The sequence below is a fragment of the Arthrobacter sp. NPDC089319 genome, from assembly GCF_040684925.1.
In the GTDB taxonomy this organism is placed as follows: domain Bacteria; phylum Actinomycetota; class Actinomycetes; order Actinomycetales; family Micrococcaceae; genus Crystallibacter.
In genome coordinates this window covers 223139-239654 of record NZ_JBFBGZ010000003.1, presented here as the reverse complement: position 1 = coordinate 239654, position 16516 = coordinate 223139, and the positions used below count along the sequence as shown (strand labels likewise).

17 protein-coding genes are annotated in these 16516 nt (G+C 66.2%); 6 read left to right on the top strand and 11 right to left on the bottom strand.

Annotated features, from left to right (window positions below; all coding sequences use genetic code 11):
• Positions 1 to 37: 37 nt before the first annotated feature.
• From AB0N75_RS06255 to purN, 4 genes are all read right to left on the bottom strand, one after another.
• On the bottom strand, positions 38 to 631 hold the full coding sequence (locus AB0N75_RS06255; protein WP_364646696.1) for a DUF6318 family protein: 594 nt from the start codon (positions 629 to 631) through the stop codon (positions 38 to 40).
• 152 nt (positions 632 to 783) lie between these two features.
• Entirely contained in the window at positions 784 to 1260 is a 477-nt protein-coding gene (locus AB0N75_RS06250) for a hypothetical protein (RefSeq protein WP_364646693.1), read from the bottom strand.
• Positions 1261 to 1715: 455 nt separating this feature from the next.
• The gene (locus tag AB0N75_RS06245; protein ID WP_364646690.1) at positions 1716 to 2363 is read right to left on the bottom strand and encodes a DUF6318 family protein; all 648 of its coding nucleotides are present in this window, start codon (positions 2361 to 2363) and stop codon (positions 1716 to 1718) included.
• 211 nt (positions 2364 to 2574) lie between these two features.
• The gene (purN, locus tag AB0N75_RS06240) at positions 2575 to 3132 is read right to left on the bottom strand and encodes a phosphoribosylglycinamide formyltransferase (protein ID WP_364646687.1); all 558 of its coding nucleotides are present in this window, start codon (positions 3130 to 3132) and stop codon (positions 2575 to 2577) included.
• Positions 3133 to 3172: 40 nt separating this feature from the next.
• Between purN and AB0N75_RS06235 the strand changes: the two genes are divergently transcribed.
• Complete coding sequence (locus tag AB0N75_RS06235) at positions 3173 to 3583, top strand: hypothetical protein (protein WP_364646684.1); 411 nt, start codon at positions 3173 to 3175, stop codon at positions 3581 to 3583.
• A 1-nt stretch (position 3584) separates the two neighbouring features.
• On the opposite strand, the gene AB0N75_RS06230 is transcribed toward AB0N75_RS06235, so the two are convergent.
• The 4 genes from AB0N75_RS06230 to AB0N75_RS06215 all read right to left on the bottom strand — a co-directional run bounded on the left by AB0N75_RS06230 (position 3585) and on the right by AB0N75_RS06215 (position 7749).
• Positions 3585 to 4886, bottom strand: coding sequence for a DUF6350 family protein (locus AB0N75_RS06230; protein ID WP_364646681.1), 1302 nt, complete (start codon positions 4884 to 4886; stop codon positions 3585 to 3587).
• A gap of 149 nt (positions 4887 to 5035) precedes the next feature.
• A complete protein-coding gene (locus AB0N75_RS06225) occupies positions 5036 to 6367 on the bottom strand; it encodes an FAD-binding oxidoreductase (protein ID WP_364646678.1) in 1332 nt (443 codons plus the stop codon).
• 397 nt (positions 6368 to 6764) lie between these two features.
• On the bottom strand, positions 6765 to 6893 hold the full coding sequence (locus tag AB0N75_RS06220; RefSeq protein ID WP_276606329.1) for a hypothetical protein: 129 nt from the start codon (positions 6891 to 6893) through the stop codon (positions 6765 to 6767).
• A gap of 109 nt (positions 6894 to 7002) precedes the next feature.
• On the bottom strand, positions 7003 to 7749 hold the full coding sequence (locus AB0N75_RS06215) for a sulfite exporter TauE/SafE family protein (RefSeq protein ID WP_364647032.1): 747 nt from the start codon (positions 7747 to 7749) through the stop codon (positions 7003 to 7005).
• Between the two features lie 101 nt (positions 7750 to 7850).
• Between AB0N75_RS06215 and AB0N75_RS06210 the strand changes: the two genes are divergently transcribed.
• The 4 genes from AB0N75_RS06210 to AB0N75_RS06195 all read left to right on the top strand — a co-directional run bounded on the left by AB0N75_RS06210 (position 7851) and on the right by AB0N75_RS06195 (position 13608).
• Entirely contained in the window at positions 7851 to 9020 is a 1170-nt protein-coding gene (locus AB0N75_RS06210) for a glycosyltransferase family 1 protein (protein WP_364646675.1), read from the top strand.
• 59 nt (positions 9021 to 9079) lie between these two features.
• Entirely contained in the window at positions 9080 to 9475 is a 396-nt protein-coding gene (locus AB0N75_RS06205; protein WP_364646672.1) for a hypothetical protein, read from the top strand.
• A 170-nt stretch (positions 9476 to 9645) separates the two neighbouring features.
• On the top strand, positions 9646 to 10074 hold the full coding sequence (locus AB0N75_RS06200) for a hypothetical protein (RefSeq protein ID WP_364646669.1): 429 nt from the start codon (positions 9646 to 9648) through the stop codon (positions 10072 to 10074).
• A 114-nt stretch (positions 10075 to 10188) separates the two neighbouring features.
• Positions 10189 to 13608: a DEAD/DEAH box helicase gene (locus AB0N75_RS06195; RefSeq protein ID WP_364646666.1), complete on the top strand. Its 3420-nt coding sequence runs from the start codon at positions 10189 to 10191 to the stop codon at positions 13606 to 13608.
• Between the two features lie 84 nt (positions 13609 to 13692).
• On the opposite strand, the gene AB0N75_RS06190 is transcribed toward AB0N75_RS06195, so the two are convergent.
• A complete protein-coding gene (locus AB0N75_RS06190) occupies positions 13693 to 13833 on the bottom strand; it encodes a hypothetical protein (protein WP_364646663.1) in 141 nt (46 codons plus the stop codon).
• 235 nt (positions 13834 to 14068) lie between these two features.
• Here AB0N75_RS06190 and AB0N75_RS06185 point away from each other — a divergent pair, with 235 nt between their 5' ends.
• Positions 14069 to 14626, top strand: coding sequence for a histidine phosphatase family protein (locus tag AB0N75_RS06185; protein WP_364646660.1), 558 nt, complete (start codon positions 14069 to 14071; stop codon positions 14624 to 14626).
• Positions 14627 to 14675: 49 nt separating this feature from the next.
• On the opposite strand, the gene AB0N75_RS06180 is transcribed toward AB0N75_RS06185, so the two are convergent.
• Both AB0N75_RS06180 and AB0N75_RS06175 read right to left on the bottom strand, forming a co-directional pair.
• Positions 14676 to 15908 (bottom strand): hypothetical protein, encoded by a 1233-nt coding sequence (locus AB0N75_RS06180; RefSeq protein WP_364646657.1) that lies wholly within the window; start codon positions 15906 to 15908, stop codon positions 14676 to 14678.
• 56 nt (positions 15909 to 15964) lie between these two features.
• Positions 15965 to 16453: an NAD(P)H-dependent oxidoreductase gene (locus tag AB0N75_RS06175; RefSeq protein WP_364646654.1), complete on the bottom strand. Its 489-nt coding sequence runs from the start codon at positions 16451 to 16453 to the stop codon at positions 15965 to 15967.
• Between the last annotated feature and the right edge of the window lie 63 nt (positions 16454 to 16516).

Here is a 16516-nt window from a genome sequence, read left to right as displayed (position 1 = left end):
GCGGAAGGGCGCACGCACAGCGGGGTTGTCTTAGTGCTTACTCCGGCAGCCCGGCATCCGGAGTCTCGTCGACAGACACCATCGCCCACGCGCCGTCGGCGTAGTTGGCAGTTACCGTCAGCGTGGTTCCGTCCGAATCCCACTCCTTGGTCTCCACGGTCTCGCCGTCCTTGTCCAAGGTGGTGCGGGCGTCTTCCATGTACGGAACCACGGCGCTGAGGTTGCCCTCGTCGTCCGTGGACTCTTCCAGTGCCACCACGTTCAGAGCCTTCGGCTGCCCGCCGGCAATCCAGCCACCGTCGGCGTAGACAGCCTCAATGGCGTCAGCCTCGGTCATGCAGCTGGCGCAGTCGGCAGCCACTTCGCGCATCAGGTCCGCATCGCCCGTCTGGATCGCATAGTTCTTGGCATCAAAGTAGTAGTACGTGAAGGACGCCAAGCCCTGGGCGGTGTCCTCAGCCATCCGGTCGTTTTTCTCCGGCGTCCGGACATTCTGCGCCGGCGCTTCAGTGGTTGCCGACACCGGCTTATTGCTAACAGCGGCCTTGTCCGAGGCGGTGTCGCTGCCGCAGCCCACAAGCGCAACAGCTGCCATAGTCACCATGGCGCCGGACATCATCAACTTCTTCATGGTCTCCCCTGGGATAACGGAATGAGAGGGAGCCGACCTCTTCGCATCTTGGCGGCGTCGGCACCGTCACACACCCTATCGCCGGCATGCACCCAAAACTCTGAAAAGAGTGCTTCAGGTGTGGCAGATCACACTCCATTTTCCGTCCAGGTTCAGCACCCCGCACCCTCCGGATTCTCCAGGCAGTTGTCCGCGTAGTTATTTACCACAGACCGCCAGACACTGAGGGGCACTGCGGCGCTATCTATCTGCGCTTCACCCGAAATCGCGATCCAGTCCGAACCGTTGATCGAATATTCGCCCCGGTAGGTAGTCGTCAACGAGACATGAACGTCACCAGTCTCCGTATATCGGTGACTTGTAGCCGTCTTCTCCCCCAAACGATCAGCTGGGAGCGGCCCTCCAGATTGGCTGGTCGGCCCGAACGAGGAGCCGTCACCATAGCTCCAGGTGTAGGACGTAGGAATCGCGCGAACAGTTACGTCAAAACCATCGATATCCTCAGTGAACGTCTGCTCATTCGGACTCGCGTAGACGTTGGTTTCGGCTCCGATCAAAGTATGCGGAACAGGCTCCACGGACAGGCCCGATGGAGCGATCGGCAACCGCCGGAAGAACTCGATGGTCACCACAGGCAATTCGTCAGCATCATTTGCGGTGCCTTCCAGAGGCCTATCTGAGTACTGACAGATTGTCCGAGTCGTATCCACCCACTGTGGCGGACTCTGACCCCCCGGCGCTTCAAGAATGCGCATGAGAGTCCCATCAGCGCCGATCGAACATTGTGAGTTAATGAGCACGCATTCAATGACAACATTCGACAGATCGGGCGCGCACACTGGCTCATATTTGCGTTGTGTAAGTGCAACGTTTTCGCCCACACTGTGCGCTGCTGGCTCCTGTCCTGCTGGCGCCTGTCCTGGCACTTGCTTTACGCCCCGGACGACCGCATCATTGTCCACCCAGTCGGTGGCGATGTTTGGATTAGCCGAACTTACGGTAGCTGGAAGTAGGAAAAGTGTTGCCAGCAACGCCGAGAATGTTAGCGCTCTCGCGCAGAGCTGTTCCGTTGAATGATTTGGGATCACGAGGCACCATCCGGACGAGCGACACCCTCGATGATCCAATGGTCTTCGACGTAGCGTACTGTAGCGACCCAAAGAAGCGGATCCACGAAACCATCAGCTTTTCCGACGACTTTGTCATCTTCATAGATGACCAACGGCTGCTGCGTAATGAAAACGATCGGCGCATATTTCCCATCAACAGTTTCCACGAACCGGTCTTCGATCTCCGTGGGCTCAATTTGTCCGCCCACTATCCATTTATCCCCATCATGGCCCGCTTGGATTGTCTTCTTAAATTCCTTACAGATGGCACACCCCGGGGCAGTGATTTGCTCGAGCGGCGTCAAGTCTCCAGTCTCATAGGCATAAGACACAGTCTCAAACCAATACGGTAGAAATGCCTGTAGCCCCTGCTGCGACTTCAAGGATGCTTCATCTGGCATCACCGGGACTGGAACGTTTTCGGCCGGGCCATTTTCGGACGCTGGCTTATAGGTGGGGTCTGGTCTTTGAGTGGCTGGCGCCGAGGCAGCGGGCGCGGGCGATGCGGATGGCTCGGCGCCGGCCGGCCCGGTGCAGGCGGAGAGGGCGAGGCCTGCCGCGGCGATGAAGAGGACGGTGATGCGGGCACGCGTTGTAGCAATGAGTGTTGGCTGCTGGCTCACTCAGACCCCCAGATGCTGGACGGGCTGGACGCTTGGTGCGAGCCAGTCTAGCCAGACGCATCGATAGGTGCGGAGGTTTTCCACAGGTTTGGTCTGCAGCGGGTGGAAAGTCTGCACGTCCCTTGACAGCAGCAGTGAATATCGGGGGTCTTGGCGCAGGAAAACCGCACCGACGCCCCATGGCGAGCACCGGCGTCGTTATTGGCGGTAGCTAGGCGAGCTTGGCGAGTGTCTCCACGAGGAGCCTTCGCTCCTCTACCTTGATCCGTTCGTGTAGCGACTCTTCGGTGTCTTCGTCCAGCACTGGCACCGCCGCCTGGGCAAGGATGGGGCCGGTATCGACGCCCGAATCCACCAGGTGTACGGTCACGCCGGTGATCTTGACGCCGTGGGCCATGGCGTCGCGCACGCCGTGGGCGCCTGGGAAGGATGGCAGCAGGGCCGGGTGGGTGTTGACCAGGCGCCCCTCGAAGCGGGCGACGAACTCGGCGTCGAGGATGCGCATGAAGCCTGCCAGCAGCACCACGTCAGGATTGTTAGCCGCAACGGCTTCCTCCAAGGCGCGGTTCCATTCGGGCCGGGTGGCGAAGTCGGCGGGGGCCACCGTGAAGGTCGGGATTCCCGCCTCGACGGCACGTTCGAGTCCGCGGCAGCCGGGAACGTCGCTGCCCACAGCGAGGATTTCGGCATTTAGCCGGCCGTCGCTGACGGCGTCGATGACGGCCTGCAGGTTGGTGCCGGAGCCGGAAACGAGGACCAGTATGCGCATGGAATCAACTTTATGCGCCCGTCTCGCCTAGGCTTAATCCATGCAGCAGACCACGCGCCCGGAGCCGACCGAGGAACAAATCAAGTCGGCGGGGCTCTTTGTCCGTGTGCTGCTGCTCTTGCTGGCCTCCACCTTTCTAGCCACAGCTCTCCCGCTCCCTTGGAAAGCGGTGGCCCCGGCGCTGGCTCTGGCAAGCATCGTGGTGGCCGTGATCGGTCTGGTCAAAGCGGTGCGCGCGGGGCTGCCGGGCTCGCTGCGGATCACCTATGTGCTGGGCGTTGGTGCCGGTGCGTTCTTCCTGCTGACCACGCTGGCGCAGGTACTGTTCTGGCCCGTGACTGCTGCTTTCGAAGACTGCAATCAGCTGGCAGTGACGCAGTCGGCCCGCGAAGCCTGCCTGGGCAACTATGAGGACAAGCTGCTGAACTTCACCGACCTCGTAAACCCGTAGGTCACTTCCGGCTGCGGACCCGGGCCGGTTCGCGCTCCAGCCAAGGGGCGACGGCGTGGCCGATCATGGTGCCGAGCGCCACTTCGCCGGCAACCCACAGCGCGGTCCACAGCGGGTCCGGACCGATCTCCGTCAGCCGGCCGATGCCCAGCGAACCGTTGGACAGCCACACCAGCGCGGCGGCCGCTGCTCCGGCGATGGCGCCAATGAACAGCCCCAGCAGCAGCGTGGACGCGGAGGCCGTAAACCAGCGGGCGCGGATCTTGATGGAGAGCCACTCGTCGAAGTGGTTCTCGCCTTCGCGCAGGAACCACCAGCCGGCCAGCACACCGGCCAGCACCGGCACACCGAGGGCAGCCAGCCCGTAGGTCAGCTCGCCGGATGGCAGCGCGCCGAGCACCGGCAAGGCGGGCATGGGGCCCACCGTGGTGGCCAGCGGGCCGATGGAACTGCCGGAGCCGAGGGCGAATCCGGCCCCCGAGCTCCACGACAGCGCCCACACGACGAAGTTGGGTACCAGCCCCAACTGCGCCACCGTCAGTACGGCGCCGCCGATGATGCCGGGGCTGAGCTGTTCGTAGATTTCCACGACTTCGGCCCAGTGCAGGCCCAGATCCACTGCCAGCAGCAGGGCGGAGAGCGCCACGGCAGCGGTCACCGCCAGCAGCCCGGCCCGGACGCCCGCCCACACGTAGGATCCGGCCCAGCGGGAATGCTGGCTGGTGCGGGCCACCCATGCGGCCGCGTCGACGCCGATCAACCGGGCCCAGGACCCGGCTTCCCTGTACGCGCCCACAATCAGCCCCGCCCCCGCCGGCAGCAGCGGGATGAGTGCCCCGGCCAGAATGGAGATCTCCACTTCGTTGGTCTGCACCAGATATGCGGTCGCTGCGCCCACGGCAGCGTAGGTTCCGAGCGCGCCGATGAGTGCCTGCCACAGCTGGTCCGTATAGGAGGCCCGGGCCAGCCGCCGTCCGGCCCGCCAGGACAGGAAGAACGGGATAAGGGCGAGTCCCAGCGGCACCAGCGACAACGTTCCGCGCATCGTTTCGGCCGAACTGGCGCCGGTTTGGATGGCCAGTTCCAGCGGGACGCCGTGGATGAGCAGCCAGGCCTGGCCGCCGAGCCGAGCCAGCGAATCGAAGCTGCGGTCGTCAAAACCGTCGGCAAACCACACGCCCACCAACGGCAACAGCACCACGATGGCCGAGAGCAGGGCGCACTGGAAGAACTCGAAGGCACCCTGCAGCCAGAGGGGCATCGGCAGTCCGGCCTGACCGCCCGGTCGCGACGTGAGTTTCATTGCTTCTATGGTGCCAGCCAGGTTGCCCCCGCCCGCTTAGCGACGCGGCGCCGTGGCCATCGGCACATGGCGGGCGCGCACCGGCGTCGTACTGTCGCAGAGCACGACGGCGGTGCCCGGCTCACGCTCCCGGGTCCGGACCTCGGGGCTCAGGCGGCGGGTTCGATGTTCTGGTTGCCGCGGAAAACATTTAGTGGATCGTACTGGTGCTTGATCCGGGCCAGCCTGTTGTAGTTCTCTTCCCCGAACGCTGCCTTGATCCGGTCCTGCCCCTCGTGGCCGATGAAGTTCAAATACACTCCGCCGGTGGCATAGCCGGAAATCTCCCGGCGGAAACTGCGCGCCCATTCGATGGCTTCCTCCGTCTGCGCGCGATCCTGCCACAGCGCGAAGGGGTGGCTCACCCAGGTGGCGTCGCGCCGGGCCATCGGCGTGCTGGTGTCGTCGACCTGTGCCACGGCACCGCCCCAGGGAAGCAGCAGCAACTGCGAGGATGGATGCGGCAAGTTGGCGCCGGCACGCAGGAAAACGTCAAGCGCCGGGTCCGGAAACTCGTCATGGTATTCGGCCGACCAATAGTTGAACTGGTCCGGCTGATCGTCGAGCATCGACTGGAACTCCGCGTACGGCCGCGGCGCCACAATGTCGACGGCAGGCCCCCAGCTGCGCACGGTCGCCAGCGCTTCCTCGCCGGTGCCGCGGTCTCCGGCGTGGACGAAGACCACGCCGAGCGCTGGTTTGTTCTGCAGTTCAGCGGGCACGAATTCCTCCGGCGGGGCGATCACGGACGCCAGCGCGGTTCCCACGCCCTCGGGGGCATCCGGTGCGAAGTCGCGGAATGACCGGGCCACCTGGGGTGCTGCTTCGGCGGGCCACAACATCAGACCGGCCAAGCTCTGCTCGCCCACCTGATGCATCCGGAAGGTCAGGGAGACCGCTACGCCGAAGTTTCCGCCGGCGCCGTGCAGTGCCCAGAACAGCTCCGGGTTTTCCTGCTCGCTCGCGGTGACTAGTTCGCCGGCCGCCGTGACCAGGTCCACCGAAACCAGATTGTCGCAGGCCAGGCCCCAGGTCCGTTCCATCCACCCGGATCCGCCGCCGAGTGTGAAGCCGGCGACGCCCGTGGTGCTTACCCGGCCGCCGGTGACCGCGAGTCCGTAGGACTGGGCCGCCCGGTCGAACTCACCCCAGGTCACGCCGCCGCCGACTGTCGCGGTCTGGGCCCCGGAATCCACCGTCACCGTCTTCATCGGGCGGACGTCGATGACCAGACCGCCGTCGTTCATCGACATGCCCGCCACCGAGTGGCCTCCGGACCGCACCGCCACGTCCAGCTGGTGCGCACGGGCGTAGCGCAGTGCCTCCCCCACGTCCTCCGGGTTGCCGCACTGGGCGATGACGGCCGGCCGCCGGTCGATCATCGCGTTGAATAGTTTCCGAGCCTCGTCATAGCCGGAATCCTCCGGCCGGATCCATTCCATGGCGCTGTCCTCTCCACGTGTTGGACCCCCAGCAAGCAAAACGGTACGCCGCTCAACGGCGACACGCCAGACGCTTGGACCCCAGAGCCGGAACACCGGTTAGTCGGGGTTCCGGCAACCGCGAGCCGTTTCTACCCGCCGGCCGGAAAGCGGCCGTTCGTTAAATGGAATGGGCGGCCGGATGATGTTGAAATCATCCGGCCGCCCGGCAGGCGGATATTCGCTCAACGGAAATTCAACGCAGGAAGACTAATTCCGCGGACTCTTTCCGTGGCTCCGCCAGTCAGCAGGAACCGCGTGTCCACGGCTCCGCCGGCACCATCGCTCCGTGCCCCCCTCGAAACGTCAGCCCCGCAAATGGGCCGCCGTTCCCGCGGACGGCAATGGCTCCGGCGCGCTAACGCTTCCGGCGCTTGGGAATGGTTTCGCTTTCCAAGTTCGCCTTTTCGCGCTTTTCGGCACGCTTTTCCTTAATGCTTCGGCCTTGCTTTTTAGCGCTTTCGCGCGCAGGTGTTTTTCCGGACATTCTTGCTCCTCATTCTCAAGCGGGATGTCTTGCTACAGACCATACCTGCTTTAGAAAATAAAGCCAGCCCTTGTTAGCGGACCGAAAAGAAAGAAAAAGGCAGGGGCACTCAGGCCAGCAGGTCCACCAGTCCCTTGGCCAACGCGCCGGCCGCTCCCAGAAACGCCAGCACCACCACCGCGGTTCTGGCGTGCTCGTCCCCCAGCCGCCGGCCGAGCCGTTCGCCGGCGAAGATGCCCACGATGATCGCCAGCGCGATGACCGCCCACATCCACCACGCCAGCTGCGGCACGCTGCCGGGATCCACCGCCAGCTTCACGCCCACGGTGATGAGGCACAGTTGCAGGAAGAACGGCTGCAGCGTCGCCGCGAACGGTCGCGGCGGCCAGCCGGACAGGATGGCGTAGGCGCTCACCGTCGGACCGCCCACGCCGGCGAGCGCGTTGGTGAGTCCCGAGCCGACTCCGGCGAGCGCCTTGGGCAGCTGCCCCGACACGGTGACTTGGGCACGGCCCAGCACCACCGCGACGGCCAGCCCGGCCATCACCACCGCTCCCACCACCGTGGACAGCACGGCGGGCGGGACCTGGACCGCCAGCCAGGAGCCGACAACCGTACCGGCCACGGCGGGAACGGACAGCCACAGCAGCAGATTCCAGTCGATCTCCCGCCACACGCGGGGCACAATCAGCCCGCAGGAGACCACCGCGCAGATGTTGATCATCATGATGCCCTCATGTGGCCCCAGCAGGATGGCCAGGATGGGCGCCACCAGCAGGGCGAACCCGATGCCCGCGATGCGCTGGGCCACCGAACCGAAAAAGATTGCGCCGGTGATCAGCGCCAGGAGTCCCATGGTCACCCGACCACCCTGCCAGAGCGGAGTTAGGCCGCCGTTCACCGACACGATCACGACTGCTCGCCTGCTCGTTGCCGGCCGCAGGCAGGCTGGGTGGCGTGAGGATAGCTATCGTCGCCGAATCGTTCCTGCCACACATGAACGGGGTCACCCATTCCCTGCTGCAGGTCATCGCCCACCTGCGGCGCCGCGGCGACGACGTCCTGGTGGTGGCACCGACGTCGTCGTGGCTGGAGGACACCGCACCGGCAACAGTAGAGGGCTACCCGGTCTACCGGCTGCCCTCCATCCCGCTGCGCGGCTACCCGAATGTGCGCGTGGCGGCCGGAACCGTGGCACGGATCCGCCGGGTGCTGGCCAGCTTCGGGCCGGACGTGGTCCACGTGGCCTCCCCCTTCATCCTGGGCTGGCGCGCGGTGCAGGCCGCCCAGCAGCTCGGCCTGCCCACCGTCTCCGTCTACCAGACCGAGGTGCCCGCCTATGCCGCCCGCTACGGTGCGCCCTGGTTGCAGGAACTGCTCTGGCAGCGGGTGGAGAGCATCCACAAAGCGTCCACGCTGACCCTGGCACCGTCGTCGTTCGCCATGGAGCAACTGCGCAGCCGCGGCATCCGCGTCCACCTGTGGCGGCGCGGGGTGGACACCACCCGCTTCCATCCGGAGAAGTACGACGCCGGCTGGCGGGCTTCCGTGGCACCCAACGGCGAACGGATCATCGGCTACGTGGGCCGACTGGCGGCGGAAAAGCAGGTGGCGGATCTGGCCGTGCTGGCCGACCTCCCCGGGACCCTGCTGGTGGTGGTGGGCTCCGGCCCGCTGAAGGAGGAGCTGCAGGCCAAGTTGCCGGGCGCTCACTTTGCCGGCTTCCAGACCGGCGAAGAGCTGGCCCGACGTGTCGCCTCGTTCGACCTCTTTGTGCACCCGGGCGAATCGGAGACCTTCTGCCAGACCATCCAGGAGGCGATGGCCAGCGGCGTGCCCGTCGTGGCCGTTGGCCGCGGCGGCCCGCTGGACCTGGTTGACCCGTCGAGAACCGGGTGGATCTACCGGCCCGGGAACCTGGACAAACTGCGCGACTACGTTCGCGACCTGACGGGCGACGACACCAAACGCCGGGCGTTGGGCGAGGCCGCTCATCGCTCGGTGCAAGGCAGGACGTGGCCGGTGCTCTGCGAACAGCTGGTGGACTATTACCGGCTTGCCGCCAGGGTCAAGCGCCGGGAGCTGAATCTGGAAGCCCGGGGCGTGCTGGGTTTCCTGGCCGGGTGAATGCTTCAGCCGGAAACCCGGCCGTTCAGTGTCTTGACTCGCTCCACTAGGATGTGGCCATGCCCACAGAAACCGGATCCGTCTCGCCCGAAGCTGCTCCGTCATCCCGGCAGGGGCAGCGGCCCTCGGCCGGCCCGTCCGTACCGGAGCGGCTGGCCGAACAACTCAAGTCGCTGGGCGTTGCCCGGACCTTCGGAGAACCGCTGCAGCTGGGCGGCGATACCGTTGTCCCGGTGGCCCTGGTGCAGTACGGGTTCGGCGGCGGCGGCGATGCCGAGGGAGCTGCCGGAGGCGGTGGCGGCGGTTTAGCCCTGCCGGTCGGCGCCTACGTTGGGCGCGGCGACGGGCCTGCGACGTTCCGGCCCAACACCGTTGCGCTGCTGGCTGTGCTGATTCCCTTGGTATGGACCGCCGGCCGGGCCGTGGCCCGGGTTGTCCGCGCCGTCAAGAAGTAGGCAGTGCTCCCGGCGGGGGTCTCCACGCGTTCGCTGGCGCTGTCGGTGGTCGAAGGAGGCGCGCCAGCGCCGAGTAGAGACCGGTCGACCACCGTGAGGCACTAGCGGACGCTGCGGCTGAACCGTAGGCTCGAACGTGACAGCGGACAACACAGATTCGAGGACTCCCGATGAAACTGAGCCATATTCCGTTGCGCCTCTCCACCGGCGCGTTCATCCTCAATTCCGGCCTGGGCAAACAGAAGCTGGATAAGGACACCGCTGCCGCCATGCAGGATATGGGCAGCCGCGCGTTCCCCTCCCTGAAGCAGATGGATCCGGAGAAATTCGGCAAGCTGCTGGCCTACGGCGAAACCGCCTTGGGCGCGGCACTGCTGCTGCCGTTCGTGCCCAGCAGGCTGGCCGGACTGGGTCTGGCCGCGTTCTCCGGTTCGCTGCTGGCCATGTACTTCAAGACGCCGCACATGACGGCCGAGGACAACGTCCGCCCGAGCCCCGAGGGCACGCCGTATGCCAAGGACGTCTGGATGCTCGGCATCGCCTTGGCACTGATCCTTGACCCCAAGAACAAAAAGCCGGCGGCGCTGCAGACCACCTAGCATTCAGCAACGGAGCACTACGGCGGAGCCGGGCCTCCCCCGCCGTCGTCCTCCCTCTCCACAGCCTCGCCTGCCCGTGCCGGCCGCCGCTTCCACCGTGAGATGATGGAGGTCATGGCCGCACACACTTTTCCGCTGGTTGACGTCAGCGAAATCATCAGGCTGGTGGGCGGCGCCGCCTTCGCCCGCGGCAAGATCTATTCCTCCGATGGTTCCGTGGCCGAACTCGACTGGGACCCTTCCGTCCGTCTCCTGACCGCCAAAGTCATCGGCACGGCCGCCCTACCGTACCGCTGCCGTATCTATCTGGAGACCGGCACCAGCGGCCAGTGGCGTCCGGCCTCGGCCTCCTGCAGTTGCCCGGTGGGCTCCGACTGCAAGCATGTGGCCGCCGTGCTCCTCAACAGCAACGGCAAGCACCTGATCACCAACCAGGCCTTTGCGCGCGAACCCGAACCGGAACCGGCCGGCTGGCAGGATTCGCTGGCGGGACTGATCGGCGGCACGCCGGACGGTGCCAAGGGCGGCGCGGGCAAACCGGCAAAGGCCAAGGCGAAAAGCACGTCCGGGCTGGGACTGCAGTTCGATTTATTGGAGCCGGGCCGCCGAAACGACCGCCAGTACCGGCCCTCGGGCCTCTCCCTGCCGCAGGCCTCCGCGGCGGGCCCCAGCTGGACGCGCAAGGCCGGCAACCGGCTGCGGGTGGGCGTCCGCCCCGTGCTGCAGAACGAGACCGGCCGGTGGGTCCGCAGCAAACTCCGCTGGAACACCATCAGCTACAAGACCTACGGCCTGCCACTGGACGCCGAACAGCACCGCTGGTTCAGCCAGTTCGCGCCGCTGCACCGGGCCACCGGGCTGACCTACTTCGGCGAAGACAACGACTGGCTCTTCCTGGACGAATTCAGCAGCCCGCTGCTCTGGGAACTCTTCGCCGAAGCCAAGCGGCTGGGCATCGCGCTGATCGGCGCCAAGGCGGACACCGTCGTCGAGATCCGGGACCAGGCCGTGATCGGTCTGGACGCCCATCTCGACGGCGTGGCTCCGGCGGCCACCGCTACCGGCGGTCCAGCCGAGGCGAGCGACGGCGAGGCCGGAGACCACCCGGTAACCGCCGACCTGGTGCTCACCCCGTCACTGCGGATCGACGGCCAGGAACTCCCCACGGACACGGCGGGCATCGTCGGAACCCACGGCGTGTATCACTATGCCTTCGCCGGGCAGACCGTCATCACGCTGGCTCCCACAGCGCATCCGGTCACGGACCAGGAAGCGAACCTGCTGCTCTCCGGCGCCCCGTTGACGGTGCCGGCCACCGACGTCGAGCAGTTCATGGAGCGCTACTATCCGGCGCTCAGCCAGCGCATCGCGGTGGCCAGCAGCGACGATTCGGTCAATTTCCCAGAGATCGTTCCCCCGGCGCTGGTCCTGACCGCGTCCTACCGCAAGGGCAACGTCCTGCAGCTCGGCTGGCACATCGAGTACCGCCACGGAGACAAGCCGCTGCGGCTTCCGGTCGACGGGGAACCGGAGACCAGCCACTACCGCGACCTGCCCGCCGAGCAGGACCTACTGGAGGCCGCCGCGGCGGTGCCGGGCGTGGGTACGACGGCGGCGCGCACCCTGCGGGATATGGCCACCGTGGACTTCACCCGCTACGCGCTGCCTGCGCTGGAGCAGCTGGACGGCGTTCGCGTGGACATTGTGGGCGAGAAGCCCGATTACCAGGAGCTGACCGAAGCCCCCGAACTGACCATCAGCACGGTGGAGACGGAGGAGAGCGACTGGTTCGACCTCGGCGTCATGGTCCGCGTCGCCGGCCGCACCGTGCCGTTCGGAAACATCTTTAAGGCGCTGGCCCGCGGCCAGACGCGGCTGCTGCTGGTGGACAAGTCCTACCTGTCGCTGGAGCAGCCGGTCTTCGACCGTCTCCGCCAGCTGGTAGACGAAGCCCGGCAGATGCAGGACCGGGAATCCGGGGAACTGCAGATCAGCCGCTACCAGGCTTCGCTCTGGGAGGACCTGGAGGAAGTCGCCACCGAAACGATGCAGGCCCGCACCTGGCGCGATTCCGTCCAGGGCCTGCTGGCGCTGGAGTCGGTGGAACAGACTCCCCTGCCGGCCGGTTTGGACGCCGAGCTCCGCCCGTACCAGGCCGAAGGTTTCAACTGGCTCGCCTTCCTGTGGCGGCACCGGCTGGGCGGCGTGCTGGCCGACGACATGGGGCTGGGCAAGACGCTGCAGGCATTGGCGCTGCTGCTGCACGCCAAGCAGCATGGCGAACCGGCACTCGCCCGCCCGTTCCTGGTGGTGGCACCCACCTCCGTGGTCTCGAACTGGGTCCACGAGAGCCGGCGCTTCGCCCCCGATCTGAAGATCGAGGGCATCACAGACACGCAGGTGCGTGGCCGCCGTCCGCTCTCGGAGATCACCGCGGAAGCCGACGTCGTGGTCACTTCCTACACGCTGTTCCGACTGGACTTCGAGACCTACCAGGAGACGGACTGGGCCGGGCTGATTCTGGATGAGGCACAGTTCGTGAAGAACCGCGCCACCAAGGTCCATCAGTGTGCCCGCGACCTGCGCGCGCCCTTCAAGATGGCGATCACCGGCACGCCGATGGAAAACAACCTGATGGAGCTGTGGTCCATCTTCTCCATCGTGGCGCCGGGGCTGTTCCCGTCCGCGGTGCGGTTTGTTGACCAGTACCAGCGGCCGATCGAACGCAACCAGGACTCCGAACTGCTACAGAAACTGCGCCGCCGGATCAAGCCGCTGATGATGCGCCGCAGCAAGGAGGCGGTGGCCCGGGATCTGCCGGAGAAGCAGGAGCAGGTCCTGGAGGTGGAGCTGACGCCCAAGCACCGGCGGATCTACGACACGCACCTGCAGCGCGAGCGGCAGAAGGTCCTGCGCCTGGTCGAGGACATGGACAAGAACCGGTTCACCATCTTCCAGTCGCTGACCCTGCTGCGGATGCTGAGCCTGGATCCCTCGCTGGTGGATGCGAAGTACTCATCGGTGCCCTCCAGCAAGCTCGGTGTCCTGTTCGAGCAACTCGAAGACGTCATCGGCGAGGGGCACCGGGCGCTGATTTTCAGCCAGTTCACCAGCTACCTGAAGAAGGCCGCCGAACAGTTGGACGCGGCCGGCATCGAGTACTGCTATCTGGACGGCTCCACCCGGCGCCGTGCCGAGGTGATCGAGAAGTTCAAGAACGGCAGTGCGCCGGTGTTCCTGATCAGCCTCAAGGCCGGCGGCTTCGGCCTCAACCTGACCGAGGCCGACTACTGCTTCCTGCTGGATCCGTGGTGGAACCCGGCGACCGAGGCCCAGGCCGTGGACCGCACGCACCGGATCGGCCAGACCAAAAACGTGATGGTCTACCGGATGGTGGCCCGCGGGACGATCGAGGAGAAGGTGATGGCCTTGAAGGAGCGGAAGGCCAAGCTCATCTCGTCGGTGCTCGAAGACGATGCCATGTTCTCCTCCAAGCTCACCGCCACCGACATCCGCGGCCTGTTCGGCGATTAGCCTGCGGCCGGAGGAACGGCCCGCGCCGGCCATGCGGGCGGATGCGCGGGCCCGGTGGCTGGCGGGTTGCTACTGGGCGGTTACCTATTGCACGGTTACCTGCAGCAGGCGCCAGCCTTCCGGCACCTGCGCTTCGATGGCGGCCCGGGCGTCGACATAGGACTCCCCTTCGGCCGACAATTCCTTGGTTTCGACCGGCTGGATGATTCCCACAACTTTGACCACGGACTAAAGATATCCCCGTCCCCGCCGGGGCCGCGGCATCCTCGACCATGGTTCCGGTCACGTCCGCCGACAAACGGCCGCATCCCTTCAGACCCGACGCCTAGCGCCGCAGCCGGGCGCCGCTGCCTTCCAGCATTGGCCGCCCCCGGACCGGGCCCGACGGGCTCGGGCTAAGGTGGTAGGCGGGATCGTCCGTCTCCACGGGCCGTCCCGTCCACCGGACGAAGGGGGCAGGGTGCTGGCACTGGTTCGCCACGGACAGACCGATTGGAATGCAGCGGGCCGGCTGCAAGGACACACCGACGTGCCGCTCAACGGCTTGGGCAGGCAGCAGGCGAACGACGTCGGCGCCTCGCTAGCCGCGGGCGGCTGGGACGTTTTGGTGTCCTCGCCTTTGGGCCGCGCCGTGGAAACCGCGCAGATCATCGGCGGCCAGGTGGGTCTGGAACTGGCGGAAACGGTCCCGGAGCTCCTTGAGCGCGATTACCGCGGGATCGAAGGCACCGTGCTGCGCGGGATGGACCGGCCGCGCATCGACGAGCTGATGCGCCAGGCCGAACCGGAGGCGGACGTGGCCGTCCGCGGTATCGCCGGGCTGCAGGCGTTGGTCCGCACCTACCCGGAACAAAACATCATCGCGGTGGCGCACGGGACCATCCTGCGGCTCACGCTGAATGTGCTGCATGGAACGCCGCGGGACTACATCCTCAACGGCCAAGCAGTGGAACTGGACCCTGACGTGGTGCTCGGCTACCGCGCGGATCCGGACCAGTTGGCTGCCAACCGGTCCTGACGACGGCGGGGCGTGCGGTGCCCGCGACCGTCCGGCCGGCGTCCTGCTGCTATTCGCCATCCAAACGCTGATGAAGGGTAGCCACGTCGTGCGCGGAGAGTTCTTCGCGCGGGGCGCACCAGTCCACCCAGCGGTGCAGGAACGCGGTGAGTTCGGCGGGGTCAACCGGCTCCATGCCGCCTTCCGCCATCAGGGTCTCGCTGATCAAATCCAGCTTGACCGGGCTCACCCGGGTCAGCCGCCCGCCGTCGTAATCCCAGCTGTAGCCAAGGATCAGGTTCACCATGCCGCGTTCCGACGCTGACTCGTGCCCGGTCTCCCGCAGATAGCGGGCGGCCATCTCGTCGATTTCCTCCTGCCGGACGGACTCGATTTCCTCATCCAGGCTGCCGGCATCCGGGTCCGTGTCTTCGCCCTGCCGCGCCGCGCCGGGGCCTGCCACAGCGTCGTCGAGCTCTGCGTAGTCCTCGTCGGAGAGCCAGTCCTCGCTCTCGTCCTCCGTCTCGTCCGCCAGCTCGATGATAGTGCGCAGCCAGGCCTGGGCCACCCAGCGGCGGGCGCCAAAGTCTTCATCTACCATGTGTTCGGGCAAATCCAGCGAAGCGTCAAGCCCTTCCCACGCATCCAGCGCGGCGCCGGTCAGGTCGGCGTCGGCGTCGAGTACCAGCCCTTCTTCCTGGGCGTCTTCATTCAGGTCCTTGAGCGCCGCGGCCGGGTCATCCACCAGCCCGGTTTCCATCACCGTCCCGCCGAAAATGTTGCCGTCCAGCAGCACCAGCAAGCCTACTTTGTCATTGCCGGCCGTGAATTCGAAGAGCATGTTGGCCTCGTCGCCGAAAGCGTCCGCATAGCGGTGCAAAGCCGTCACCGTCACCGGGTGTTTAGCCCACTCCGGTTCGGTGAAGCCGTCGGCCACCATCCGGTCCGCCAGCGTTTCGGCGTCGCGCCGCATGTCCGGGCGGTCGATCAGGAACGCCAGCGCACGCAGCATCGGCACCGCGCCGGGGCCGTTCCGGTCCTCGGCCAGGTCCAGCCACGCATAGAACAGCTCATTGCGGCGCTGCCGGCCGGCGTCGTCCTGGGTGTCCCACAGATCCAGCAGGTAGCCGCCCAGCGAATGGGCTTCGATCGGACTGGCCGTCTCCAAGGTGTCGGCAAACGGACGTTCCAGCTCGACATACAGTTCCAGCAGCGGGTCGCTGCCCGGCCCGGCCTGCCCGCCGGAGCCGGGCTGCCGGTTCTTCAGCTTTTTCGGCTTGCGTTTGCGGCTCACAGGACTCATGCCACGAGTCTGCCATGCCCTCGCCGCGAAGGTAACCGCCGGGGCGGGCACTGCGGTCAAAGCAGGGACTGGATCACCAGCCGCCATTTCTCCAGCCAGGCGGCGCTGCTTTCCGGATCCTGCCAGGACTTTTGGTTCAAATACAGGCCCTGGACCGGGACCGTGGCGCCCAGTTCCACCAGCACCGGCTTAAGCAGCAGCTCCGGCGCCAGCGCGTGGGCCGGTCCGGCGCCGAGCATCAGCGGCACGGCCACCACTCCGGCCAGCCCGTCACCGGTGGCGAACTGGTCGAGGAACAACTTCAGCACGCCGGAGTAGGTGGCCTTGAAGGTGGGCGACGCCACGATGACCAGTTCGCTGCCCTGCACGGTCTTGACGGCGGCAGCCACGCCCTCATCGCCCCATCCCAACAGGCCCGGGCCCAACGTCACCACATCCACCTGATGGTCCGCCGGCGCTCCGGTGATCTGTTCGGCCAACGCTCCGGCGGCGGCCAGCGTCCGGGAGCCGGGTTTGGGGTTTCCTGCCACAACTGTCACGGTCATGCTCCGGACGCTACCGCGCCGGAAGGCCGAATCGCCAGCACGGGTCCGGTCATTGCGGTCCGT